The sequence below is a fragment of the Vibrio porteresiae DSM 19223 genome (assembly GCF_024347055.1).
GTDB classification, from domain to species: domain Bacteria; phylum Pseudomonadota; class Gammaproteobacteria; order Enterobacterales; family Vibrionaceae; genus Vibrio; species Vibrio porteresiae.
Genome location: NZ_AP024895.1, coordinates 1,204,232 through 1,228,119 on the forward strand (window position 1 = coordinate 1,204,232; position 23,888 = coordinate 1,228,119).

Genomic DNA, 23,888 nt, shown 5'->3' on the forward strand with positions numbered 1-23,888 from the left:
GTTCGGCGTTGCTTGCTGTGTTTTTATCATTTGATGGTGGGTTAATCATTTCTTCCAAATTGGAAGTAAAGTTCCCCGTTTTGACCCAATAATCATTACAGTGGAAGTAAGGTACAGTTTCATCATCAACTTGTGAGGGAGATTGTTACCATGACTGATTCAAAAACCACACCTTATGCTGCTTTGCTGCTCCGTATTACTCTTGGCATTTTGTTTCTTGCCCACCTTGGCTTGAAATATTTCGTCTTTACTCCAGCGGGCACAGCCCAATTTTTCCAATCCCTATCTTTGCCAGGCTGGTTTGCTTACGTCACTATGCTTTGGGAATTGTTAGGTGCATTGGCACTGATCACCGGTTTCTATACTCGCATTAGCGCGATCGTTATGGTGCCTGTGCTACTTGGTGCGATTGTGACTGTACACGGTCCAGCAGGGTTTTTCTTTACTGACCCGAACGGTGGTTGGGAATACCCAGCATTCTGGATTGTCGGTTTGCTTGCTTTGGCACTGATTGGTGATGGCCCTTATGCGATTAAGCCAACCAAATTCAACTTTGCCAAATAGGGTTATCAATAACAGAAATTTATCGATAACGCTGGAAAAATGATGTGAAAAGGCCAACAGTGATGTTGGCCTTTTGGTCTTCTAGGGCGCAAATACATCACCAGCTCTTATTTACTAAAGAGTATGACCTCGCTACACCATTCCTTTGACCATCCTTGATTTAACGGCGATTTCTTTGCAACACGAACGAGTTACCGCCGAAATACTCTAAACGAATAAAAACTTATTTATATAGAACGCAAAGTCATAATTATGTGATGAATATAAGCATTTGTTATTATTTTTTGACATGTAACAAAAGTTTTCCGTTGTGAATGATAATAGTTTGCGATAGCATTCGCGTGTTCAGGGTATTACAGGGATTTCACCATGTTAAAGCTCGCGAAGCTTTTCATCGTTATGTTGTGTGCATTTGTGGCCGTTACTTCTCAAGCGGCAATCATTGATTATCAAGCTGCAGCAGACGACATCAACCAACGTCTAGATAAAACCGTAGAGCTTTATCAATCTGGTCAAACGGCCGAAGCCAAAACCACAGTGCAAATGGCTTACTTTGAGGTATTTGAAGGCCTTGAAGGTCCAATTCGAATTAACTACTCACAAAAATACGCTTACGAGCTGGAAGCCAAATTTGGCGAAATCCGCAAAATGATTGCAGCCCAAGGGGATGTTGGTGAAGTCACGCAACAGATCGCTTGGCTTAAAACGCAAATTGCTTCCGTGCCAGACATCTTAGAGTCCGGCACTCAATTGGTGGCAGAAACCACTGACGTGCATCAAGACAGTATTTTGCCTTACTGGCGTGAGCAAGTACTCACCATCGAACGTCTGGTTAACCAAGGTTTGGCTAGTTACCGCTTATCTGCACAAGGCAGCGAAACTGAGCAGGTAGAGAAGCGTCAAGCTGCGACCCAATTAGTACAGCAAGCTCAGTTTGAGGCCTACAAAAACTCCGATTTGGAAACAGCGATTCGTTTGAATCGTTCTGGCAGTAAAGCGGCTGATTACAACGACCGTTTTAAAGCGCTGCTGGAGATCACTAAAGAGCCGTTCTCTATGCAACACTTGGTGGATTTTGGTTATCAAGTATCAACCTTAACGCAAGATCTTAAAGACGATTTACCTGGGTTACCTGCAACGCGTGATTCACAAAAACAGACCCAAGATGAAGCACAAGCGGTAGTAAAACAGGACTGGCAAGCAGTGATTACGGGTATTGATGCCGCGATTACTCAAGCCATTGATACGTATCAAAAAGGCAATGTGTCTGAAGCGATGATGGCGGTTCAAGATGCCTACTTTGATCGCTTCGAAGCTACCGGTATGGAAAATGCCATCGGTGCCCGTGATACCGCATTCAAGTCCGAGTTAGAAGGCTATTTCACTCGTATCGTCAGTATGATGAAAGCCGGTTCGAAACTTGCTGATATCCAAGCACAGCAACAAGCACTTAGCCAAGCGCTAGATAAAGGTGCGGCGATGCTGGGTGAGGGTAACCAAGGTTTCTGGGCGATTTTCATCGCAAGCTTGACCATCATTTTGCGTGAAGGTTTGGAGGCACTGCTGATTGTGGCAGCCATTACGGCCTACTTGGTGAAAAACGACCATACCGACAAACTGCACATCATTAAAAACTCCGTCATCGTGGGCTTGATTTGTAGTCTGATTACCGCGGCACTGTTCCAGTGGCTATTTACCAATGCAGGCGCGAGTCGAGAAATGCTCGAAGGCATCACTATGCTGGTGGCGGTTGTCGTGCTGTTTATGATGAGTTACTGGCTGCTGTCTAAAGTGGAAGCGACCCAGTGGAAAAAATATTTGGAAAGCAAACTGTCACGCTCATTAACAGCGGGCTCAGTGGCTGGGCTTTGGTTTGCGAGCTTCCTTGCTGTCTACCGTGAAGGTGCGGAAACGGTGCTGTTCTACTACGCATTGGGCGCAGATGGTTCAGCCAGTTCGCTAGGCGGCATCTTTGGTGGCTTGGCGTTGGGTATTGTGATTCTCGCGGTGATTTTCGTCATCATGCGCTACAGCGTGGTGAAGCTGCCGCTAAAACCTTTCTTTATGTTTACCGGTGGATTTATGTATCTGATGGCCTTTGTCTTTGCTGGCAAAGGGGTGTTGGAACTGATTGAAGCCAAATTGTTTAATCCAACACTGATGGACGCCGTTCCGCAAATCGGTTTGTTGGGTATTTACCCTTACGTCGAAACCTTGATTCCGCAAGTGGTGCTGCTGGCTGCAGCGGTGCTTGCGTTGGTTGTCATTCGTCGTCAGGGACAAAAATCAGCATAGCGACATTTTTATATTTATAACTGCGTGACTTTAGCGCGACAAACTCTTGTTAAAAGGAATAACGATAATGGCTAACAAAATTTTGGTTCCAGCTGCAATGGCAGCGATGCTGTTCTCAGCAACAACAATGGCTGGCGAGCACCCTGCTGGTGAAACTATCGAAATGAATGGTATGGAGCTAGCGGCAGTTTACCTAGAGCCAGTAACTATGGAACCTCAAGGTATGATGATGGCAGCTTCTAAAGCTGACGTTCACCTTGAAGCGGACATCCACGCACTAAAAGGCAACAAAAACGGTTTTGCTGCAGGTGAATGGATTCCTTACCTAACCATCAGCTACAAAATGAAAAACCTAGACACAGGCAAAACTCAAGAAGGCACTTTCATGCCGATGATCGCGTCTGATGGTCCACACTACGGTTCAAACGTAAAAATGCTGGGTGTTGGTAACTACGAGCTGACTTTCCACATCGAATCTCCTGCTAAAGCAGGTCTACTACGCCACACAGATAAAGAAACAGGTGTAGGTCGTTGGTACAAACCTTTCGATGCAACTTACAAATTCAAATACGTTGGTTTGAACTAAGCCAATCAGCTGCTAGCAGTGATTTTGCACTGCTAGCACAAAAGGTGGCCGGTTCGTCATCGGCGAAACGGCCGCCTTCCATAATAATATGATGTGAGCAATATGAGTTTTTATCTCTCTCAGGTACTTTCTTATTTCCTCCTCCCCGCCGTCATGTTCGGACTGCTTTGGTCCGGTGCAACCTCTTCATTCTACAAACAGCGTTTTTGGTGGTCTGTACTGGCAAGCGTTGCTGGTGTTGCAGCGAATGCATTGTTGCCTTACAGCCAAACATCACTGTTGATCATCGGCGCAGGGGATATGGCACTAACGGTATTGCTGTTGGTGTATGGCCTATGGGTAACCAAACCCAATCGATTGTTGCTGCTGTGGCAATTTATCATTGTCGCGTTAACCGCTTTTATGTGGGCGCGCGTGGCAAAACTCGATATGGTAACGGCCACTAGTGTGATTAATACGGAACTGATCTTGAATATCGCCGCGCTGTTGCTTGGGTGGATTCTCATCGGTTTGGTGCACTATTTTACGGCTCAGGTGATGGCTGAGCGCAGTGCGCTGTTTAAACGCGTGTTCTTTTTCGTCTTAATCTTACTGGCATTACTTCCTCTCTCTGGCGACGTGCTGCTTTCTGCGATGAAGTTACAGATTCTGGACCTTTATCAAGAGTTATTGAGCTATGTGTCGCGGGTCACCAACTTCTTTTGGACCTATGCCTACGTGGTGATGGCGATGTGTTTGCTGCCGGCTTTAGTCAAATATCGCCACGATATTGTGCCGATCAAAACGGCGATAAAGGGTGAGCAGCGCGCCATCGAACGTCGCAAATGGCAAGCTAAGTTGATTGGTCAGCAGCGTATTGTGCGCTGGTTCTTATTCTCCTTAGTGATGATATTTGCTGCCTTGCTCTATTGGGATGCCGTCGCTTCTCAACCACCGACTCGTTCTCCAGCTCAAAGCATCGAATTAAGCGCAGATGAGTCCGTGCATATTGCGATTACCGATGAGCTCAAAGATGGCAAGTTGCATCGTTATCAATGGATTGCCAGCGACGGTAAAGTGGTGCGTTTCTTTGTCATTGACCGCTACCCAAGCGAAATGAAATTTGGTGTGGTGTTTGACGCTTGTATGCTTTGTGGCGATGCAGGGTATATTCAAGACGGCGATCAAGTGATCTGTTTGGCTTGCGGCGTGCACATCTTCATTCCTTCGATTGGTAACCCGGGCGGCTGTAACCCGATACCGATCAAAGAGTGGTCATTGAAAAACAACGAAATCGTCATTAGCCAAGCGATGCTGGAATCGGGTCTGCAGTATTTCAGTGAGGTGGTGAAAATCACGGTGAAAGATCCGGTTAACGGCGATGCCTTAACCAATATCGACGCTCCGTTTAGTTATCAATTTGGCGGTAAGACCTATTTCTTCTCGAAACAAGCTTCTTACGACGCCTTCCGCGATAACCCTTGGCAATATGTAAAAGGCAGCTCAGCGTTGGGAGGTGACCAATAATGTTATGGACTATGTTGCGCCAATCTTGGCGCCATGACAGTGGTCGTAAATGGCTTGCGACCACCACTATCTTTTTGGCTGCAGGTTTGATTTCGGCGCTGCTCGCTATCTCGATTACCATTGGCGATAAAATGTCAGTGGAGATGAAACGCTATGGCGCTAACATCGAAATCACCCCAGAAGGTCAGGTGCAGTTGCCGTATGCATTGAAAAATGCCTTAGCGTCGATGGATAAAGATGACCTGTTGCTGGAATCTGAACTGCCGAACATCAAGAACATTTTTTGGCGTAACAACATCATAGGTTTTGCGCCTTTTGTGCGTGGTTCTGTTCAAGTTGCAGATAGCCAAAATCATACCAGTCAACATAAGGTGGCGTTAGTCGGCACCTTCTTTGATCAGTCGTTAGCTGTTCCCGATGAGCCGGATTACCACACCGGTAATAAGATCATTGCTCAGTATTGGAAAGTAAATGGCCAGTGGCCAGACGATAGCCAAGCTCAAGCCTTGGTTGGGCAATCTATTGCGGCGCATATGGGTTGGAAAGTGGGTGACTCACTGACGTTAACTCGTGGTAAGCAAACCATTTCCGTTCAAGTGACCGGCATTTTGACCAATGGCGGTGCTGAGGAAGAGGCGATTGTGGTGCCGTTGCATATTGGTCAAACACTGCTCAATCTGCAAGATCGGGTGGAGAGTATCAATGTATCGGCTTTGACCGTGCCAGAAAATGCGTTGTCAAAGAAAGCCCGCGAAAACTTGGAGTCGCTTGACTCCGATGAATACGACTTGTGGTTTTGTACTGCGTTTGTCTCTTCGATTTCATTCCAATTAGAAAAGGCCTTAAGTAATGCCAGCGTTCACCCTGTGTGGCAGGTGGCTGCCTCCGAAGGGATCGTGATTGAGAAAATCCAAAGTTTGCTGTTTATGGTGACCTTAGCTGCCTTTATTGCTGCTTCAATGGGGATTGCATCACTGATGACCAATGCGATTTTGCAACGTTCAAAAGAGATTGGTTTGATGAAATCGCTCGGCGCGCATAACTGGCAAGTGTACTTACTGTTTTATGCTGAATCGATGATCTGTGGTTTGCTTGGTGGCTCACTGGGATGTGTTGCTGGCTGGGGGCTTGCCAAGGTTATGGGCTATGCCTTGTTTGGTTCAAGTATCACATTCCATTGGATTATTATCCCGTTGATTCTCGTGATTTCTGTGGTAATGACAGTGTGCGGAACCTATTTCCCATCGCGTCGTATTGCTGCGCTTTACCCAATCGAGGTGTTGTATGGCCGCCAATAATCGTTCGATGAATACTCTGCTGGTGGTGCGATCTTTGAAGTTGCGCCTGCGCCGCGTGATTGTGGTGTTGGCTGCGCTGACTATGGGCGCGGCGATTGTCACGGCCATGGCGGGCGTTTATTTCGATATCAACCAAAAAATGAGCCATGAGCTACGTAACTATGGCGCTAACTTTTATGTTGGACCGGGTGCCAAAGAGAGCACTTTATCTACCGCCGATTACCACACCATGGTGAGCATGGCGCCGCAAGGCAAGCTGGTCGCCTCAAGCCCTTATCTCTATGGCATGGTGCAATCGGATTTGGAAAAAGTGGTGGCGATGGGCGTTGATTTTTCGCAATTGAAAAAGCTGGTGCCCTATTGGCAAGTCCAAGGTGAGTGGATTGGTGTCTCGTTTGATAAACGCAATGCCATGATAGGTGCGAGCCTAGCCAAAAAATTGGAGCTAAAAGTGGGCTCTGAAATCAGCATGATCAAAGGGCAAGAGCGTCATACCTTTACCATTAAGGGTATTATCGACTCCGGTGCCGAAGAAGATAACTATCTCATTGTTAATTTGGGTGTTTTACAAGAATGGCTCGGCCAAGCTGACCAAGCGAATTACGCCATGTTCAGTATCGATAACGATAAAGATCAGGTCGATCAATTTGCCAAACAGCTACAAGCGAAATTCCCTGATCTAACGATTCGCCCGATCCTTAAAGTCTCCTCATCGGAGGGGAAAGTGCTCGATAAAATCAAGCTATTGATGGGTGTGGTGGCCTTTGTCATTTTGGTGTTATCAACCCTATGCGTGAACACCACGTTGACGGCCATGATTGGCGAGCGTCGCCATGAGTTCGCCCTGCAAAAAGCTTTAGGCGCTTCCCACAAAGCGATCACCAGACAAATCTTGGCAGAAACGTTAGTGATGACGGTCGCTGCAATCGTATTGGGGTTGGGCATCGGTTATGTATTGGCTCAAATTTTAGGGCAAACCGTGTTTAGCTCGGCGATTGATTTACGTGCCCCTGTGTTTGCCATTACGGCAGTGTTATCGATCGGTGCGGCACTGATTGCTGCCACGATTCCAACTTTGCGCGCGATGAATGTTGATCCCGCCAAAGTGTTGAAAGGAGAATAAGATGACTGCATTAGCTATGAAGAACGAACTAGCTATTGAAAGTGAATTTGCCATTGAAACGAAAGGGTTGTGCAAACGCTTCGACCAAGTCAGCGCCCTCGACAACATCAATATTTCGATTCGCAAAGGGGAATTTGTGGCCATCATGGGTGCCTCTGGCTCTGGTAAAACCACGTTAATGAACATTCTCAGTTGCTTAGATACCGCGACCGAAGGACAGGTGATTCTGGATGGGCAGGATGCCGCGAGCCTTGATGAAGATGGTCGACGTGCTTTTCGCGCCGAAAAAATTGGCTTACTGTTCCAACAGTTCCACTTGATTCCATACCTTACTGCGTTAGAAAACGTCATGCTGGCGCAGCACTACCACAGCGTGACCGATAAAGACGCAGCAGTCAAAGTGTTAGAGGAAGTTGGGCTGGGGCATCGTATTGATCACCTGCCAAGTCAACTCTCGGGTGGTGAACAACAGCGCGTTTGTATCGCGCGCGCCTTAGTTAATGAATGTCCGATTCTGTTTGCCGATGAACCGACAGGTAACCTTGACGAAGCGAACGAGCAGATTGTACTGGATATTTTTAAGCGTCTGCATGAGCAAAATCGTACCATCATCATGGTGACCCATAACCCTGATTTGGGGCGCTACACCGATCGCATCATTCGTCTGCAGCATGGCAAATACATCGGTGAGGAGCGGATGAATGACGCTTAAGCGGCTGGGATGGGTAAGCTTACTGGTCGCGATGTTGGCGATCAGTGGCTGCAAAGAACAAACGTTAGCGATTGGTCAACCTGCACCAGACTTAGCTGTGCTGGATAACCAGAAAAACAAGATGACCTTAGACGAAGCTCAAGGTCAGCCGGTGGTCGTCGAGTTCTGGTCATCGACCTGCGGCGCGTGTTTGGTGATGATGAAAGCGTGGCAAGATTATGTGGCGGCGCATCCAGGTAAGATTCGCTTTATTGGTGTGGGCATTCCCCCTTTTCCTGATGATTTACCCGCATTTGCCGACAAGCTGGGTGTTGATTTGCCGTTAGGTTTGGATCAATTGGGTATTACCCAAGAGCGTTATCAAGTGGTCGCAACGCCCACCACCTTTTTTATTGATCGCCATGGCGTGCTTCGTGAGCAGCACATCGGTTATTCACCGGGTATGGATTTTGATCGCTATGTTAATGCCATTTTAAAGTAGGAAGGAAAAGTGCTTAGTCAGGTAGAGGATATACCGTGTGTGCATCGGTTACTGTGTGGTTTACTGATGTTGCTGGTCAGTGTTTTTTCTGGCGCGGCGACAGCGCAAAGTGTCGATGTTGAAGTTGGGCAAGCGGAGATTTTTTTGCCACAAAATGGCGCTTCGGCGACTGGCTCCAAAATGACGATTTACAATCACACCGACCAGCCACTAGTGATTACTAAGGTTCAGGGAAAATTGTTTAAACACATTATGTTGCATGAGACTGTGTTTGAAGGTGGGCAACGTGTCATGCAGCCGATTGCGCAAATTACCGTCAAGCCTCATCAGCAACTCGCCTTAACACCCAATACGGCGCATATCATGTTGATGGGCTTATTGCGACCGCTGAAACAGGGCGAATTGGTTCCGCTCACCTTAGTGACCAATCAAGGGGCAGTGAATGTGATCGCCCGTGTTGTCCCTATGCATCTTCATTGATTTTCTTTTCACCCAGCTATTTTTGAGAATGGTTATGAAAAAAACACATCTTCTTGTCGCCGCTCTTTTACCCAGCACACTGTTGTTGACGGGGTGTTTTGACAAAGCCAGTCAGTCTAACCAAGCGGTCGATGCGTCTAGCACTATCGTTAAGGGAGCTGCGGCGAAAAAGTCGGAGACTCAATTGGTGCTAAAGGATGACAAGCGAACCCTGTTGGAAGTGGCCGATTTAGACCAAATTCATGACAGCGCGAGCAAAATCATCGCCACGCACCTTGAACCTATGCTGGTGGATTTCACGCAACATACTGTGACTAATTCAGTCAGCGCTATCAGTCAATATCAGCAAGCGTTACAACAAGATAAAGTCACCACGATTGAGCTGAGCTCAACCGACAATCCCGCTGGACTCACTAACAAGCCAAGTCAGCAGATCATTTATCGAGTCCATAATAGCGATGTGGTCATCTTGCCGATTGAAGGACAAGGGTATCTTTCGTATCTCAAAGGCTTTGTCGCGTTGCATTTGGCTACGGGACAATTTGCTAAGGTTCGTTTCTATCAGCAAGGGGAAACCCCCGCGCTCGGTGGGCACATCATGACGGATAGGGTTTGGCTCCAACAGTTTGTGGGCAAATTGGCGCTAAAAGATTCTCAACCTGCGTTAAAGATTGTTCAGCCTGCTAGAGTGGAAAACAACAGTTCAGAAAACAAAAGCACCGACACTTCTACCGCAAACCCAAATCAGTTAGATGAGTACACGATTGATGGTATTACAGGTGCAACCAACACCAGTCAACGTGTCGAGCACATCATTAATTATTGGTTAGGTGATGAGGGATACGGTCCGATTCTTAAGCAGCTTAATACCACACAATCCTAATCTCGTTATTATTGGTTGAAAAAAGGCAGCTAGGCTGCCTTTTTTGATGCTCAATTTTCAAGTGTAGTGGCAAATCTAATGCCACTTAGCGGTTTTGAAACTCTGGCAGTAGTGGCGGAATACTTGGTACGACTGGCGCGTTATCAATATCTTCTTGAGTGATTTTGAAAGCGTCAGGGTAGTGTTCACGGCTAGTGCGACGTAAAGGTTCAGTTGAGCGCCAAGTATAGAGACAATGTTGGCATTGATACACTTCCCAGACATTTGCAACAGGGGAGGTGGCAAGTACTTCGATGTGGTCTTCTCCGCAACGTGGACAAATCATTATTTTCTCTCCTGTTTTTGTTTGGCGATCATCTCAGTCAGTTTGCTGACCCAAGCTTTGGTTTCTGGCAAATCTTTCACTGGCTGGCTGTAATGGCCGCGGTTATCTGGAGCAACCGGTGTGGTGGCATCAATGATCAATTTATCTGTGATACCTGCAGGTGATGAACCAGGATCAAGTTCAAGAACCGACATATTAGGCAGCTGAACTAAGTCGCCAGCAGGGTTCACTTTGGATGACATTGCCCACATCACCTGTTGCAAATCGAATGGGTCGACATCTTCATCCACCATGATGACCATTTTCACGTAACCTAAACCGTGTGGTGTCGTCATCGCGCGCATGCCGACTGCACGAGCAAAGCCGCCAAAGCGTTTTTTGGTTGAAATGATTGCTAGCAGGCCGTGAGTGTACATAGCGTTAACCGCTTGTACTTCAGGGAATTCTGCTTTGAGCTGTTGGTATAGAGGCACACAAGTGACCGGACCAATCAAGTAGTCAATTTCCGTCCACGGCATACCTAAATAGAGCGATTCGAAAATTGGATTAGTGCGGTAAGAGATTTTGTCGATGCGCACTACGGTCATGTTACGACCACCAGAGTAGTGCCCAGTAAACTCGCCAAATGGACCTTCGATTTCACGCACGCGACCTTCAATCACCCCTTCAAGAATCACTTCAGATCCCCATGGCACATCAAAACCAGTGAGAGGCGCTGTAGCGATCGGATAAGGTTTTTCACGTAGCGCGCCAGCCATCTCATATTCAGATTGGTCATATCTTAGAGGCGTCGCCCCCATCAAGGTAATCATAGGTTCGTTACCTAGTGAGATAGCGATGGGTAAATCTTCACCACGCTCTTCCGCTTTGTTGAGGTGAATCGCAATGTCGTGCATTGGAATGGGTTGCAGCGCCAACTTGCGTTTGCCTTTCACTTCCATACGGTAGATGCCGACGTTTTGTTTACCAAAGTTGTCAGGATCGGATGGGTCGCGAGAGATGGTACAAGCTTTATCCAAATAGAAACCGCCGTCACCGTCATTGAGGCGGAACAGTGGCAATACGTCAAATAGGTTAACGTCTTCACCTTCAAGGGTATTTTCTGCCCATGGTGGATTGGCACGACGTTCTGGAGCAATAGGGTATTTGTCCCAACGGCGAATCAATTCGGCAATCTGCTCTTTCACTGGTGTGTTGGGTGCCAAGCCCAGAGAAATCGCGTGGTTTTGCCAAGAGCCAATGGTGTTCATAGCTACTTGGGCATTGTTGAAACCTTCGATGTTATTGAACATCAATGCTGGAGCGCCTTCACCAATACGCCCCGTCGCATTTGCTGCCGCGGCGATATCCGGTTCAGCTTTAACTTGTTCGGTGATAGGCAGCAGTTGTCCGTGCTCGTTTAAGGCGTGCAGAAAACTGCGTAAATCATCATATGCCATCGTTATTCTCCTTGGATGGTTAATCTAAATTATTGCCGTCGGATAGACCTTGCCAGCGTTTGGCTTTGGGGAAATCCAAGTTAAATTGGTCCAGCACGCGGGCAACAATATGGTTTTTGATGTCGTCGATGGTTTCGGGATGGTTATACCAAGCTGGCATGGGAGGAATCATGGTGACGCCCTTTTGGGCTAAAGCGAGCATGTTTTCGAGGTGGATGGTACTCAAAGGGGTTTCACGAGGGACAAGGACTAATTTGCGATTTTCCTTGATGATCACATCAGCTGCTCGTCCTACTAATCCATCGGCGTATCCGGCGCGAATTCCCGCTAAGGTCTTCATGCTGCAGGGGATGATGATCATCCCATCGGTGCGAAACGACCCTGAAGAGATGGCAGCGGCTTGGTCAGCCGAGCTATAAGTCACATCTGCGAGGGCGGCGACATCTTTCGCCGTGTACGGAGTCTCTAGTTCAATGGTGGTTTTCGCCCAACGTGACATCACTAAATGGGTTTCAACTTCTGGGATAGCGGCTAGGGCTTCTAGTAAAGCGACCCCTAGTGGCGCTCCAGTCGCGCCGGTCATTCCAACAACTAGTTTCATATTACCTCTTGCTAATTTAAGTTCGTACACGAACATTGTGGGTAAATGTACGCTCATTGAAACGAATGTTCAATAGTTCATAAAAGTTAAAGATCGTGCACGAATTATAATTTCAACTCATGTTTTCAGATTTGGTAACAAAATTTAGCAACAACTTATGGTAAAGTGTCGAAAGTTATCAATCACGTATGAGTAGTAAGCGGATATGTATTCCAAATTAGATCATGTTGCATTTCACTTGTTGCGTAAGCTAATGCAAGAGCATACTGCCGCATGGCAAAGCGAAATGCCCAATTTGACTAAACCTCAGCACTCCGTAATGCGCGCTATCGCCGATCAACCAGGCATCGAGCAAGTGGAGTTAATGGGGGCCTCGGTCACCACCAAAGCCACCTTGGCTGAAATGCTAGGTCGTATGGAAAAACGTGGGTTGATCTATCGCGAGCAAGGAGAGACGGACAAACGTCGTCGTTTTGTGTATCTCACCGAAGAGGGGCAAGCTCAGCTTGAAGCATCCACTTCATTAGCGAATAAAGTGGATGATGTATTTTTGCAGCGCATTGAGCCAGAGGATCGCGACGCGTTTATTCGTATCCTCAAAACCATGATTTATGGCCCGAAAGAGGACTAGTGCAGTTTCAGTTTAAGGATAAATTGATCAAGTAGTTCTGTTACTAGGGACTGAATGCTTTTGATTTGCTGCGCATCTGCATTATCCATGTGGATGCCGCAGCTCACACTCACCACACAGTTGAGATGCGACGCGAGTGTTTGTGCCAAATGGTGCGCTAACATGTCTTCTTTATGGCCCATCACACAGAGAACGGAGGTCGATGCACTGATCTTCTCTGAGTTTTTCAAACTGGGTCTCGGTTGCGCCAATGCTGTCGCTCCGATGTGAGCTTTATCGCCACCGGATACAATCGTCACCAGATCGCTTCCCACTTTAATACCTTGAAAGCAAACAGAAAAACCTGCTCGTTCCCCTGACAATTCAATCATGGCTTGATGCGACATGATAGGTTCTCCTTAATCGTATGCGAACAAAATACATGCTAGCACGTAACTAATTCTGCTCTCTAGAGAATTTTTTCCCTAAGTCTGTGAATAGAAACTGAAGTTACCCTTGGTGTCCATTACGGTAGGCAAGCGGAGTGCGGTTGAGCGCGGTTTTAAAAAAGCGCGAAAAGACCGCTTGAGAAGAAAAGCCGAGTTGATCGCTAATATCTAAAAGGGACAAATTGGTTTGCGTCAGTAGTTCACAGGCTTTATCAACACGCACCTTTTTGACTAGCTCTGTAAAGCTGGTCTGCTCCTCTTTTAAACGCAAATTCAGCGTCCAGCGGCTGACTTTCAATTCAAAACAGACTTGGTGAAGTAAATGGGTCTCCGGTGTTGAGCTCTGATTACCCAACTGTCTTTCAATCTGCTCAATCACATTTTGTCGCCAAGAGGTTTGTTCATCTAACGACGTATTAAGCCGTGCTACACGTTCCAACTGCAGCGCATAAAGCGTGGCATTCCAGTAGGGATGTTGGGTGATAAGTGTGCTTTGGTCGATGACTATTTGGGTCGTTCCGGCATGATAAACGCATTGGTTGTCAAACGCGGTAGCCAGTTTCGATTGATAAGCGGTGCTGCTCAATGGCAAGTAAATGGTCACTTTAGGTACGGGTGTGTAGTTGTGCAGCAATTCATAGATCAGAATAAAGTAACTGATGGCGGCAAGAGTGTTGCTCTCGTTACAGCCGCTGCTCACCACGTTTAAATGCCACGCTTGTGGGTAACATTCGATCTCAATTTGGTTGGTATTTTCAATCAGACTACGATGGGCGAAAAAGTGCTGCAGGCAGTGCTCAACATCAGGGCTATTGAGACATAATCCGAGCAAATCTGGTGATTGACTGTAGAGAAATTGAAGATATTCAGACTGTTGCTGCTTGACCATCAAGTAATCATAGTACTGAGAAGTATAGCGGGTTAAGGACTTGAGCAATTTGGCATATTGGTCTTGTGTCAGGCGACCTTCAGGGCGTTCCAGCTCGCAGCGCACAATTCCTGAGTGATGGAGAATCGGTTCAACAGCTATCCCTTTCTCGTCGAAAAAACGCAGAATGTCTCTCGCAATCCAATTGGTACAGGTACCCACGATCTCCTCCATTTCGTCACTCTTGTTGTCAGTAATCTACGATTGTTTGACCATGCGAACAAATGGAGAAAAGTGAAACCATGACTAACCACGCAAAATGCAACCGGTTTCACTTGGGCGCCAATAGTTAGTTAAGATTTGGGCGATCTGCTACTTGAGAGAAGGCAAGCCATACAAAATATACAGCGTCTTGTCCTTTGATACCCATTGTTTGAGAATCTTTGCTTTACCTAGATCCAAGTTTTGAATTGATATCTCTTTAGTATTCGTTTCGATGTTTGAGTGAAAAATACCATCGCGAAGGTGTTCTGTTATTTGCGTTGAATCATCAATAAATGATACTGCTTGCTTTGATAATTCGGCTTGAGCATCCAACTCTGCTGCTAGCATTTGTAGTCTTTTATTATTGTCTTGCTGTGGTGGTGCTACACCTACCACGGTCGTGTAACCCTTCACGAAAGGTGCAAAGACCCAAGCTGGTAATTGCTCTTTAATTTGTTTTTTCTCTACTGTGTTTGAAATGCTAGCATCATTGACACAAGCAGATAATAGGAAAACAATTGATAAAAAGAGAAAATGAAATTTTTTCATAATAAATAGCTATCTATTTATGCAATCAAAAAACCGTATCAGGGAGAACTGTGTATATTAGATCTCTCTTAATAAGCCTGATTACCGATTGTATATACTGCAAATTTGTAATCATAATTTCTTATTATAAAGTCAATTGAGCACTTGGAAATGAAAATAATAGGTTGTTGAAGTGTGAATAATGCGTGTTACAAAAGCTTAGTTTAAAAGTTGCCATTGCCAACACCGCTGAGATAAATTTTTTTGTGTGAGTTTAGATGCCTAAAGTCAATTGTAATCAATATGTTTGAGTGGTAACTTTATCATATTATTCATATGTAAATCATTTTGTATTGGATAAATATACATGAAATTTGGCAAGGTTTATTTAGGCGCTCTTTGTTCTTTCGGATTTGTTTTTGGTTGTTATGCTGCATCTGCTTCGAACTTAGATGCTTTAGAAAAGGCGATGGAAAAGTCTAGCATCGCTTATCAAATATTGACGAATAAGTTTGAAAAAAAACAGATAGAACTTAAGAATGCAGAACAATCCGCAGATTTTGCCCTCAATAAATACGCCCAGAGCAGAGAAAAGCTTCAAGAATTATTAAAGATAGATGATAAAAATCCAGGTTCTATTAATGGACCTCTCGCAGCTGGCCGTAAAGAGCGTGATGATAACTACGCTGTATTAAAAGAATCAAAAAATGCGTTATCTGACAATAAAGAGCAACTTTCACGCCTTTCTATCGAGCTTGAGGCTGCTAATCAAGATTATGAAAACAGTGTAAAACAATACATTGAAAAGGCTAACCAAGTCATAGATTCAAAACTATCTGAGAAAATTAAGAACTATGAGGAAGTTCGTGAAGTTACTGTCGAAGGAACTCATAACTGTGGTGACGATGAGACTCGTAGACAATGTCGTGAAAAAGCTCAACAAGATGCAGAACGTAGAGCAATAGAACAAGGTTCTAGTATTTTTATAAACTCTGTAACAGAGATGAAGAACTTCAAAATTCAGAAGGATGTTATTGAGAGAAAAGTAAATGCTTCGATTGTATCTTCTACCGAGCTGAAATCTTGGCACTCCTATTCAGGCCAAGGTGAGAATGAAACAGAAACGTACTTCTACAAAATGAAGGCGAATGTAAAGCCTAATTTTCCATCAGAAATACGTAAAGATCTTCGTTATGCAATTCAATTGCAACTAGCTGGGAAATATAGCCAACTATTGGATTCCGATAAAAAGGATAAAGAACAAAAAATCGTGGCACAAAAGAACCACGAAAAAGAAAAGTTGTTAGCAACAAAGCCAAAAGAAAATCACTTCGCCATCGAATGGAAGGGGGACGGAAAATCATATTGGCTTTATGTCGATGGTAAAGACATATCGAGTAATGGTGGAACAATCAGTGAACTGATTGGACATGATCTATTCGTGAATCAGTTAAGTACGGGCAAGTATTATTTATTAGAAGATTATACTTATAGAATTGATGATAAATTGCGTCCGGCCAAGAATATCAATTTTCTTTGGCGCGGGAAAAGCGGAGCCTTTTGGAAAGGTGAAAGTGATCTGTATTGGCTTTATGTAGACGGAAAGCTGATATCTGGTGATAGCTCAGTCACAAGTGAGTTTCTCGATAATGATTTGCTTGTACATGATCTTAAAAGTGAAGATTACTATTTGCTTAAAGACTTTAAGCATAACTTAGATGAAAAAATGAGACCGGCTAAGTTAGTAAAAAATCTATGGCGCAGTAATGGTGAATCTTATTGGGTCTATGTCAATGGTAAGCTTATATCCGGTGATGTGACCAACAAGTTGTTAGGCAATGATCTGTTTGTTCACGATGGGAAAACAGATAAGTACTATTTACTTGAAGACTACAAACATAAATCGGATAACAAAATTCGCCCGGCTAAGTTGATTAGCAACGTTTGGCGCAGTGATGGTCAATCATACTGGCTTTATGTCGATGGTAAGCAAGTCTCTGGCGATGTCACTAGTGAATGGCGAAATGATGACCTTGTTGTTCATGATGTAAATACCGATAGTTATTATTTGTTTAAAGATTATAAACATAAAGGTGATAACCAATTTTATCCTGCACAAAACTACTATAAGTCATAACGTTTTTCATATGCCTTCTTCTTCCCCTTATTTGGGGGAGAAGAGCATGATACTAAAAGAGTTATTGGTGAACTTTGTTACTAGTATTGACTTTAAACGGATAACCCTTAACTCATCCGATCAATTACCCATCCTCCCACTTTTCGTTATAATGCCAGCGTTTTGGAATTTTGAAGCTTGCTTTAGCAGAGCTTCTTTTGATTGAGTTGATAATGCATACACTTGAACAACTGCGCTCTGGGGCGTTACAAGGGATTCGTCGGTTAAAGCTTTGCTGTGGGTTGACGGAGTTCCCTCGCGAGATTTTTTCGTTAGCGGATACGTTGGAAATTCTTGATCTTACGGGTAATGAGCTCACTACGCTTCCTGAGGATCTGGACCAACTCACAAAGCTTAAAGTCATTTTCTGTTCGCAAAATCAATTCACTCAGTTACCTGCCGTGTTAGGTCGTTGCCCCTCATTAAGTATGGTAGGGTTTAAAGCCAACCAGATTGTTGATGTACCCGCTGACGCTTTGCCGGTTAACCTGCGCTGGCTTATTTTGACCGATAACTGTATTGCATCACTTCCAAAGAGCATTGGCGATTGCGCACACTTGCAAAAACTGATGTTGGCAGGAAATCAGCTCACATCTTTGCCAGACGCATTAGCCTCTTGCCAGCGTTTAGAATTAATTCGCGTAGCGGCAAACAAACTGACGTGTTTACCTGAGTGGTTACTGGCTTTACCTAGGTTGACTTGGCTTGCTTATGCGGGCAATCCTTTTTCTGCGCCACTTGAGCAACAAGCGCTGGCGCTGAACATGGCTGAGATTGATTGGCAGCAGCTAGACATTGGCGAATTACTGGGTGAGGGCGCTTCCGGATTAATTTATCGTGCCAACTGGATGCACTCTGACACTTCTTATCCTGTTGCGGTGAAGCTATTTAAAGGGGCGATGACCAGTGATGGGTTGCCGCTGTGTGAAATGGCATCGACGATGAAAGCAGGGCAGCATCGAGCGCTTACCCAGACGTTAGGACGCATTCACCACCATCCCGAAGGTAGTGATGGCTTAGTGATGAAGTTGATTCCTGCAAAATTCGATAACCTAGCGGGTCCACCAAGTCTTGAATCTTGTACGCGTGATGTTTATCAAGCAGATGTGCATTTTTCTGCGGCGGCGCTATTTAAACTGGCAATAAGTATTGCTGATGGGGCGCATCATCTTCATCAGCAAGGTGTGATGCATGGTGACCTATATGCGCACAATATTTTGGTGACCCCTAGCGGTGAGGCTTTGCTTAGCGATTATGGTGCTGCGTCATTTTTCGATGTTGCCGATGTAACAATAGCGTCTAAATTACAACGACTGGAAGTACGAGCGTTTGGCTATTTATTGCAAGAGCTGAGCGAACGTTGTGCAGAGTTATCTACTGAGGGGCTTTTAGAAATCAATGCGTTAATTGCCTCCTGCTTGCAACCAGAGATGATGGCAAGACCCAATTTGGCACAGATTGGCGAGCAGTTAAAAGAGCTTAGTTACCGCTAATTCAAAGCTCTTTCGTTTGAAGTGAAACGTCCCATGCGAAAGCAAAACCCCGCGCGATAAAACACGGGGTTTTTCATTTCTCATGTCAATTATTTAACTTCAATACAGCCAGTGGCATCAACTTTATAACCCACAGGTAGCGCTAATGCGTTTGGTGTGGTTTGTGCGATGAAAACCGCTTTCTTCACGGTGAATTTCACCGGTTCAATGCCAGTTACATCAGACGATGGGGCGATATACGCTTGATACTCTCCGGGTTCGATAACCCATTGGTTGGCCTTCGCATCAAAGCTAGCAAGCCATTTGGCGGGAATATCGAAAGATAGAGACTCTTTTTCACCTGGTTGTAACGCGGTGGTTTTAGCAAAGGCTTTCAATTCAATCGCTGGTTTTACCAACTTGCCTTGCGGCGCACTGATATAGACTTCAGCAACCTCTTTCCCAGCCAATTTACCAATGTTTGCAATGCTGGCTGACAACGACACTTGTCCTTTTGCTCCCGCTTTATCCAGTGTATTGACGGTCACTTTCGCATCATCGTATTGGAAGTTGGTGTAAGAGAGACCATAACCAAACGGATACGCAACCGGCTTGTTGGCTGTAGTGTAGTAGCGATAGCCTACCATGATCCCTTCGTTGTAATAGTTGGTGTCGATTTCACCATCGCCATTGGTATCACTACCAAAGAACGATTGAGCGGAAGGAACGTCATTGTAGTTGAGTGGGAAGGTTTGAGTTAGCTTACCACTTGGGTTGGTTTTGCCTGAGAGAATATTGGCAACAGCATAACCTGCTTCCTCCCCAGGCATATACGCAAGCAGGATGCTGTCGACTTTGTTACTCCATGAGGTGTCGATAACACCCGGAATATTGAGCACGACGATGACTTTTTTATCCGCTGCATGGAATGCTTTAGAGACATTGTTAATCAGCGCGGTTTCATCGTTGGTCAGTAGATAGTCGCCTTTGGTCACGGTGCGGTCGGTGCCTTCACCCGCCATACGAGAAATGGTGATAACCGCGGCGTCATTTGTTTTTGCGGCATTAGTCAATTGGGTTGCTGTGAGTTTGGGCTCCTCACAGGTGTACGTTTTACTGATGCCAAACTGGTCAGTATGTTCTACTCGATGGGCTGCATACCAAGTTTGATAGGTGTTTTGCAGCTTAGCATCGACTTTAAACTGTTCAGACAGCCCTTCAGTAATCGTCACTAAATGATCAGGGTGAACGTCGCCACTGCCAGTTCCCCCTTTTTGGGTGAGTTGCTGAGCAATACCAAACATGGCGACAGGTTGGTTAGCTTTGAGTGGCAGAGCTTGCTGGTGGTTTTTCAGCAAAATCATGCCTTGCTCTGCTGCGTACCGCGAAACATTGGCATTGGTCGACAAGTTGGGATGGTTAGTTAAAGGCTGATTTTGTGCCGCAGGGGTTTTGAGCATTTGAGTGACAATACGCTCTGCGCTGAGATTGATCTCTGCGTCTTTAAGCCTGCCTTCTTTGTAGCCTTGTTGCAGAGCTTGCAACTGTTTCTCTTTGGTGACCATATTGATGCCGCCCGGCTGAATGCTGTCATTCCCGGCATTGATCATTTCAACGGAATTATCACCAGCGAACCAGTCACTCATCACTAAGCCGTTAAAGCCCCATTCATTGCGCAGCACATCGGTCAACAAGTCATAGCGTTGCGCAGTGTACGTCCCATTTACCTTGTTGTAAGAGGACATAATTGCCCACGGCTGGGCAGTTTCAACGGTATCTTCAAAGCCACGCAGATAGATTTCACGCAGCGCACGCGGAGAGATGATGTTATTGACGGTACGACGGTTGGTTTCAGAGTTATTGGCAATAAAGTGCTTGATAGTGACACCAATACCTTCTTCTTGTACGCCTCGAGTAATGGATTCGGCGATTTTAGCTGTGACAAATGGATCTTCAGAATAGTATTCGAAGTTACGACCATTGAGAGGGTTACGTTGAATATTCATCCCCGGAGCAAGCCAAAAATCGACACCGTAGGCGCGCGCTTCTTGACCAATGCTTTCCGCCACTTTGTGGGTGAGATTGGTATCCCAGCTTGACGCGAGTAACACGCCGATAGGAAACGCGGTGGCATGATAGGTGTTAGGATCATTTTTACGCGTAGCATCTAAACGTACACCTGCAGGGCCGTCAGCTAATACGACCGCAGGAAGGTCGATGCCTTCTTCCGTGTTGTTCACACCATTGATGTAGCCCGCTGTCCCTTTCACACTGTTTTTCGCGTTAGTACCATCATTACCATAGCCGGGACCAACCAAAATATTCAGCTTTTCATCGACGCTCATTTTGCTGACCATTTCATGTGCAGCAGCGCGAGCGGCTTGGTCTGTATCTTCGCTGGTTGTGCTACAACCGACCAAACCAACTCCAAGAGTTAGTGAGACAGCCACTGCGACCGTACTTAACCGATAGTGTTCACCGTATTTCATTCTAATGTCCTTTTGCTTTTCGACGTGACGCCAAAACATGCGTGCACAAATTCGTAGCGCCTAATGCGATACCGTTTCAGTAGGCACATGTGCATTAGGTGCTATCAATGCCTTCTATGAAAGCGGATTGTGGAACCGATTTCTTTGCCTATGGGTGCAATTTTTATCGTTTGGGTGAATGTGTAGGAAATGAGAATTGGGTCATCCTTCTATCGCTTTATTAACAGAGATATTGGATGACCCATTTGACCCAAACTTATTTAACGATATAAGAAGCCGTTATGGCGCGATAACACCCCCTGTAGCGTTGGTTTCAATCCCTGCAGGGAGAGCAAGAGCGCCTTCGGTAGCTGGAATGATCACCGTTTTTTTAACCCGAAATGTTAAAGGCGTGACCTCAGAAACATCTGAGGATGGGCTGATATAAGCCTTGTACATACCGGATGCGACAACCCATTGGTGATTGGCTGCATCGAAGCTGGCTAACCAACGAGTTGGAATCGTGAAATGCAGTGTTTGTTTTCCGCCCGGTTGTAGAGTGTGGGTTTTGGCAAACGCTTTAAGTTCATAGCGCGGTTTGGTTAAGCCATTTTGTGGCGCAGAAATATAGACTTGCGCTACTTCTTGCCCGGCAGTATTTCCGGTATTGGCCACGGTTACTTTCAGTTTGAGATGACCTTTTTGTCCTTTGTCGCCAACGCTATTGAGTTGCACAATCGGACGATTGTAGGTGAATTTGGTGTATGACAGACCATAACCAAATGGGTAGGCGACAGGTACATCATTTGTGGTGTAATAACGATAACCGACCAAGATACCGTCATCGTAATAGTTGGTATCGATCGTGCCATCACCATCGGTATCGACTCCGGCAAACGAATTAGCCGATGGGACATCTTGATAATCCATCGGGAAGGTTTGTGCGAGCTTGCCGCTTGGGTTGGTGACGCCACTGAGAATATCGGCGATGGCATAGCCAGCTTCTTGCCCTGGCATATAGGCTAGCAAGATGGCATCAACATCGTCGCGCCACGAAGCGGTATCAATGACCCCAGGAATATTTAGAACCACCACCACTTTTTTGCCTTTTTCATGGAAAGCAGTAGAAACTTGGCTAATCAAATTGGTTTCATCTTCAGAGAGTAAGTAGTCACCGGCGGTCACCGTGCGATCGCTGCCTTCACCAGCAACACGGGAAATACTGATCACGGCAACGTTGTCGTCTTCCGCGGCTTGAGCGATTTGGTCATCGGTTAAGGTCAGTTCATCGCAATAGTAAGTGGTGCTCACGCCCAAAGAGTCCGTTTCTGACGTACGGTTATTGGTGTACCAAGTGCTGTACAGACTTTGCAACGTGCTGTCGACGGTAAACTGCGACGCCAAACCATCGGCAATATTGATCACATGAGCACTGTTGACATCGCCACTGCCGGTGCCACCTTTACGAGTGGTGTATTGGGCAATACCGAACGAAGCAACGTTATTACCACTGGCAATCGGTAGGGCAGAACCGTCGTTTTTCAGCAGCACCATACCCGCTTCAGCGACTTGTTTAGAGAGGGTGGCATGAGCATCGAGGTCTGGATTGTTGCTTGGCGTAACACGGGCATAAGCTGGCGTTTTGATCATTTGCGTCACGATATGAATCGCATTCGCTGTAATGGTTTTTTCATCCAGTTCGCCCGCTTCATACGCGGCTTCTAGGGCGCTAAGCTGGGCTTCACCACTAACCACATTGGTGCCGCCGGGCTGGATCAAATCGTTGCCCGCTTGGGTTTGGGCAACAGCACTGTCACCCGCATACCAGTCACTCATAACTAAGCCACTGAAGCCCCATTCACCACGTAAAATTTGCGTGATCAAATCATAGCGTTGAGAAGTGTATGTCCCATTCACTTTGTTGTAACTGGTCATCAAAGCCCAGGGATTGGCGTTTTCAACCGTATCTTCAAAACCGCGCAGGTAAATTTCACGCAGCGCACGAGGGGAGATAATGTTATCGACATTCATGCGGTTGGTTTCGGAGTTATTGGCGACAAAGTGTTTGATGGTGACGCCCACCCCTTGCGATTGAACCCCGTCAATTTCAGCTTCAGCAATCTTGGCAGTGACGAGGGGGTCTTCAGAAAAATATTCAAAGTTACGTCCGTTGAGTGGGTCACGTTGAATGTTCATCCCCGGAGCAAGCCAAAAATCGACGCCATAAGCGTAGGCCTCTTCACCCACTGCGGTACCGATTTTTTTGACCAGTTTAGGGTCCCAAGTGGAAGCGAGCAGTGTGCCGACGGGAAAGCCGGTTGCATAGTAAGTGGCTGAATCGTCATCGCGAGTGGGGTCGATACGAATACCCGCAGGTCCGTCAGAGAGTACGGCAGCAGGTAAATCGATCCCCGTTTCGCTATTGATTACCCCATTGATATACCCAGCGGTACCCGAAACACTCTTTAATGCATTGGTGCCATCAACACCATAACCGGGACCAACCAAGAGGCTCAAACGTTCGCTAATGGTCATCTGTTTAACCAATTGAGTGGCCATTTTTTCGGCGGTCATTTTGGTCGCTTTATCGCTGTGAGGGTTTTCCTTAGCCGTGACGCTGGTTGCCAAAGATAAGGCAGCCGCAATCGCACTCAAAGTAAAGAGAGAATGAGTTACTTTCATGTTTCTATCCTTTATTTGCATTTTTGTTATTGATTTAATTAGGGTTTAAGAGATTTTGAAAGGCGATAAAGATAGCGT

Annotated in this window: 21 protein-coding genes; 13 read left to right on the top strand and 8 right to left on the bottom strand. The window is 45.9% G+C overall.

Annotated features, from left to right (window positions below):
- Window positions 1-150: 150 nt before the first annotated feature.
- From OCV11_RS05645 to OCV11_RS05690, 10 genes are all read left to right on the top strand, one after another.
- Entirely contained in the window at window positions 151-564 is a 414-nt protein-coding gene (locus OCV11_RS05645; protein WP_261895561.1) for a DoxX family protein, read from the top strand.
- A 369-nt stretch (window positions 565-933) separates the two neighbouring features.
- Window positions 934-2,859: an FTR1 family iron permease gene (locus tag OCV11_RS05650; protein ID WP_261895563.1), complete on the top strand. Its 1,926-nt coding sequence runs from the start codon at window positions 934-936 to the stop codon at window positions 2,857-2,859.
- Window positions 2,860-2,926: 67 nt separating this feature from the next.
- Window positions 2,927-3,445 carry an iron transporter gene (locus OCV11_RS05655; RefSeq protein WP_373332805.1) on the top strand — a complete coding sequence of 173 codons (519 nt, stop codon included), beginning with the start codon at window positions 2,927-2,929 and terminating at the stop codon, window positions 3,443-3,445.
- Between the two features lie 102 nt (window positions 3,446-3,547).
- On the top strand, window positions 3,548-4,951 hold the full coding sequence (locus tag OCV11_RS05660; RefSeq protein WP_261895565.1) for a Fe-S-containing protein: 1,404 nt from the start codon (window positions 3,548-3,550) through the stop codon (window positions 4,949-4,951).
- Entirely contained in the window at window positions 4,951-6,249 is a 1,299-nt protein-coding gene (locus OCV11_RS05665; RefSeq protein ID WP_261895567.1) for an ABC transporter permease, read from the top strand. The genes OCV11_RS05660 and OCV11_RS05665 overlap by 1 nt, the downstream gene beginning before the upstream one ends.
- Window positions 6,236-7,372, top strand: a complete 1,137-nt coding sequence (locus tag OCV11_RS05670; RefSeq protein ID WP_261895568.1) for an ABC transporter permease — start codon at window positions 6,236-6,238, stop codon at window positions 7,370-7,372. The genes OCV11_RS05665 and OCV11_RS05670 overlap by 14 nt, the downstream gene beginning before the upstream one ends.
- Window position 7,373: 1 nt before the next feature.
- On the top strand, window positions 7,374-8,084 hold the full coding sequence (locus OCV11_RS05675) for an ABC transporter ATP-binding protein (protein ID WP_261895570.1): 711 nt from the start codon (window positions 7,374-7,376) through the stop codon (window positions 8,082-8,084).
- The gene (locus OCV11_RS05680; protein ID WP_261895571.1) at window positions 8,074-8,565 is read left to right on the top strand and encodes a TlpA family protein disulfide reductase; all 492 of its coding nucleotides are present in this window, start codon (window positions 8,074-8,076) and stop codon (window positions 8,563-8,565) included. The genes OCV11_RS05675 and OCV11_RS05680 overlap by 11 nt, the downstream gene beginning before the upstream one ends.
- Window positions 8,566-8,604: 39 nt before the next feature.
- Window positions 8,605-9,045: a copper chaperone PCu(A)C gene (locus OCV11_RS05685; protein WP_261895573.1), complete on the top strand. Its 441-nt coding sequence runs from the start codon at window positions 8,605-8,607 to the stop codon at window positions 9,043-9,045.
- Window positions 9,046-9,079: 34 nt separating this feature from the next.
- The gene (locus tag OCV11_RS05690; RefSeq protein ID WP_261895575.1) at window positions 9,080-9,928 is read left to right on the top strand and encodes an FMN-binding protein; all 849 of its coding nucleotides are present in this window, start codon (window positions 9,080-9,082) and stop codon (window positions 9,926-9,928) included.
- An 85-nt stretch (window positions 9,929-10,013) separates the two neighbouring features.
- Here the strand turns inward: OCV11_RS05690 and OCV11_RS05695 are convergent, their stop codons facing one another.
- The 3 genes from OCV11_RS05695 to OCV11_RS05705 are packed head-to-tail and all read right to left on the bottom strand — an operon-like array spanning window position 10,014 to window position 12,293.
- A complete protein-coding gene (locus tag OCV11_RS05695; protein ID WP_261895576.1) occupies window positions 10,014-10,253 on the bottom strand; it encodes a non-oxidative hydroxyarylic acid decarboxylases subunit D in 240 nt (79 codons plus the stop codon).
- On the bottom strand, window positions 10,253-11,692 hold the full coding sequence (locus tag OCV11_RS05700; RefSeq protein WP_261895578.1) for a non-oxidative hydroxyarylic acid decarboxylases subunit C: 1,440 nt from the start codon (window positions 11,690-11,692) through the stop codon (window positions 10,253-10,255). Before OCV11_RS05700 ends, OCV11_RS05695 begins: the two co-directional genes overlap by 1 nt.
- 19 nt (window positions 11,693-11,711) lie before the next feature.
- Entirely contained in the window at window positions 11,712-12,293 is a 582-nt protein-coding gene (locus OCV11_RS05705; protein ID WP_261895580.1) for a non-oxidative hydroxyarylic acid decarboxylases subunit B, read from the bottom strand.
- A gap of 205 nt (window positions 12,294-12,498) precedes the next feature.
- On the opposite strand from OCV11_RS05705, the gene OCV11_RS05710 reads away from it, so the two are divergent.
- Window positions 12,499-12,924 carry a MarR family winged helix-turn-helix transcriptional regulator gene (locus OCV11_RS05710; RefSeq protein ID WP_261895582.1) on the top strand — a complete coding sequence of 142 codons (426 nt, stop codon included), beginning with the start codon at window positions 12,499-12,501 and terminating at the stop codon, window positions 12,922-12,924.
- Here the strand turns inward: OCV11_RS05710 and lpdD are convergent.
- From lpdD to OCV11_RS05725, 3 genes are all read right to left on the bottom strand, one after another.
- Window positions 12,921-13,310: a prenylated flavin chaperone LpdD gene (gene lpdD, locus OCV11_RS05715; protein ID WP_261895584.1), complete on the bottom strand. Its 390-nt coding sequence runs from the start codon at window positions 13,308-13,310 to the stop codon at window positions 12,921-12,923. The two genes, OCV11_RS05710 and lpdD, sit on opposite strands and share 4 nt — an antisense overlap.
- Before the next feature lie 103 nt (window positions 13,311-13,413).
- Window positions 13,414-14,454: a helix-turn-helix transcriptional regulator gene (locus tag OCV11_RS05720; protein ID WP_261895585.1), complete on the bottom strand. Its 1,041-nt coding sequence runs from the start codon at window positions 14,452-14,454 to the stop codon at window positions 13,414-13,416.
- Between the two features lie 138 nt (window positions 14,455-14,592).
- Window positions 14,593-15,033: a hypothetical protein gene (locus tag OCV11_RS05725; RefSeq protein WP_261895586.1), complete on the bottom strand. Its 441-nt coding sequence runs from the start codon at window positions 15,031-15,033 to the stop codon at window positions 14,593-14,595.
- Window positions 15,034-15,379: 346 nt separating this feature from the next.
- On the opposite strand from OCV11_RS05725, the gene OCV11_RS05730 reads away from it, so the two are divergent.
- Complete coding sequence (locus tag OCV11_RS05730) at window positions 15,380-17,149, top strand: hypothetical protein (RefSeq protein WP_261895588.1); 1,770 nt, start codon at window positions 15,380-15,382, stop codon at window positions 17,147-17,149.
- Window positions 17,150-17,361: 212 nt separating this feature from the next.
- Window positions 17,362-18,681: a leucine-rich repeat-containing protein kinase family protein gene (locus OCV11_RS05735; protein WP_261895589.1), complete on the top strand. Its 1,320-nt coding sequence runs from the start codon at window positions 17,362-17,364 to the stop codon at window positions 18,679-18,681.
- An 89-nt stretch (window positions 18,682-18,770) separates the two neighbouring features.
- Here the strand turns inward: OCV11_RS05735 and OCV11_RS05740 are convergent, their stop codons facing one another.
- Window positions 18,771-21,149: a glycoside hydrolase family 3 C-terminal domain-containing protein gene (locus tag OCV11_RS05740; protein WP_261895590.1), complete on the bottom strand. Its 2,379-nt coding sequence runs from the start codon at window positions 21,147-21,149 to the stop codon at window positions 18,771-18,773.
- 279 nt (window positions 21,150-21,428) lie between these two features.
- The gene (locus OCV11_RS05745) at window positions 21,429-23,810 is read right to left on the bottom strand and encodes a beta-glucosidase (RefSeq protein ID WP_261895593.1); all 2,382 of its coding nucleotides are present in this window, start codon (window positions 23,808-23,810) and stop codon (window positions 21,429-21,431) included.
- Window positions 23,811-23,888: the final 78 nt, after the last annotated feature.

Coding starts and splice junctions, on each gene's coding strand:
- OCV11_RS05645 (WP_261895561.1), top strand. CDS start 151: ATGACTGATTCAAAAACCACACCTTATGCTGCTTTGCTGCTCCGTATT.
- OCV11_RS05650 (WP_261895563.1), top strand. CDS start 934: ATGTTAAAGCTCGCGAAGCTTTTCATCGTTATGTTGTGTGCATTTGTG.
- OCV11_RS05655 (WP_373332805.1), top strand. CDS start 2,927: ATGGCTAACAAAATTTTGGTTCCAGCTGCAATGGCAGCGATGCTGTTC.
- OCV11_RS05660 (WP_261895565.1), top strand. CDS start 3,548: ATGAGTTTTTATCTCTCTCAGGTACTTTCTTATTTCCTCCTCCCCGCC.
- OCV11_RS05665 (WP_261895567.1), top strand. CDS start 4,951: ATGTTATGGACTATGTTGCGCCAATCTTGGCGCCATGACAGTGGTCGT.
- OCV11_RS05670 (WP_261895568.1), top strand. CDS start 6,236: ATGGCCGCCAATAATCGTTCGATGAATACTCTGCTGGTGGTGCGATCT.
- OCV11_RS05675 (WP_261895570.1), top strand. CDS start 7,374: ATGACTGCATTAGCTATGAAGAACGAACTAGCTATTGAAAGTGAATTT.
- OCV11_RS05680 (WP_261895571.1), top strand. CDS start 8,074: ATGACGCTTAAGCGGCTGGGATGGGTAAGCTTACTGGTCGCGATGTTG.
- OCV11_RS05690 (WP_261895575.1), top strand. CDS start 9,080: ATGAAAAAAACACATCTTCTTGTCGCCGCTCTTTTACCCAGCACACTG.
- OCV11_RS05695 (WP_261895576.1), bottom strand. CDS start 10,253: ATGATTTGTCCACGTTGCGGAGAAGACCACATCGAAGTACTTGCCACC.
- OCV11_RS05700 (WP_261895578.1), bottom strand. CDS start 11,692: ATGGCATATGATGATTTACGCAGTTTTCTGCACGCCTTAAACGAGCAC.
- OCV11_RS05705 (WP_261895580.1), bottom strand. CDS start 12,293: ATGAAACTAGTTGTTGGAATGACCGGCGCGACTGGAGCGCCACTAGGG.
- OCV11_RS05710 (WP_261895582.1), top strand. CDS start 12,499: ATGTATTCCAAATTAGATCATGTTGCATTTCACTTGTTGCGTAAGCTA.
- lpdD (WP_261895584.1), bottom strand. CDS start 13,310: ATGTCGCATCAAGCCATGATTGAATTGTCAGGGGAACGAGCAGGTTTT.
- OCV11_RS05720 (WP_261895585.1), bottom strand. CDS start 14,454: ATGGAGGAGATCGTGGGTACCTGTACCAATTGGATTGCGAGAGACATT.
- OCV11_RS05725 (WP_261895586.1), bottom strand. CDS start 15,033: ATGAAAAAATTTCATTTTCTCTTTTTATCAATTGTTTTCCTATTATCT.
- OCV11_RS05730 (WP_261895588.1), top strand. CDS start 15,380: ATGAAATTTGGCAAGGTTTATTTAGGCGCTCTTTGTTCTTTCGGATTT.
- OCV11_RS05735 (WP_261895589.1), top strand. CDS start 17,362: ATGCATACACTTGAACAACTGCGCTCTGGGGCGTTACAAGGGATTCGT.
- OCV11_RS05740 (WP_261895590.1), bottom strand. CDS start 21,149: ATGAAATACGGTGAACACTATCGGTTAAGTACGGTCGCAGTGGCTGTC.
- OCV11_RS05745 (WP_261895593.1), bottom strand. CDS start 23,810: ATGAAAGTAACTCATTCTCTCTTTACTTTGAGTGCGATTGCGGCTGCC.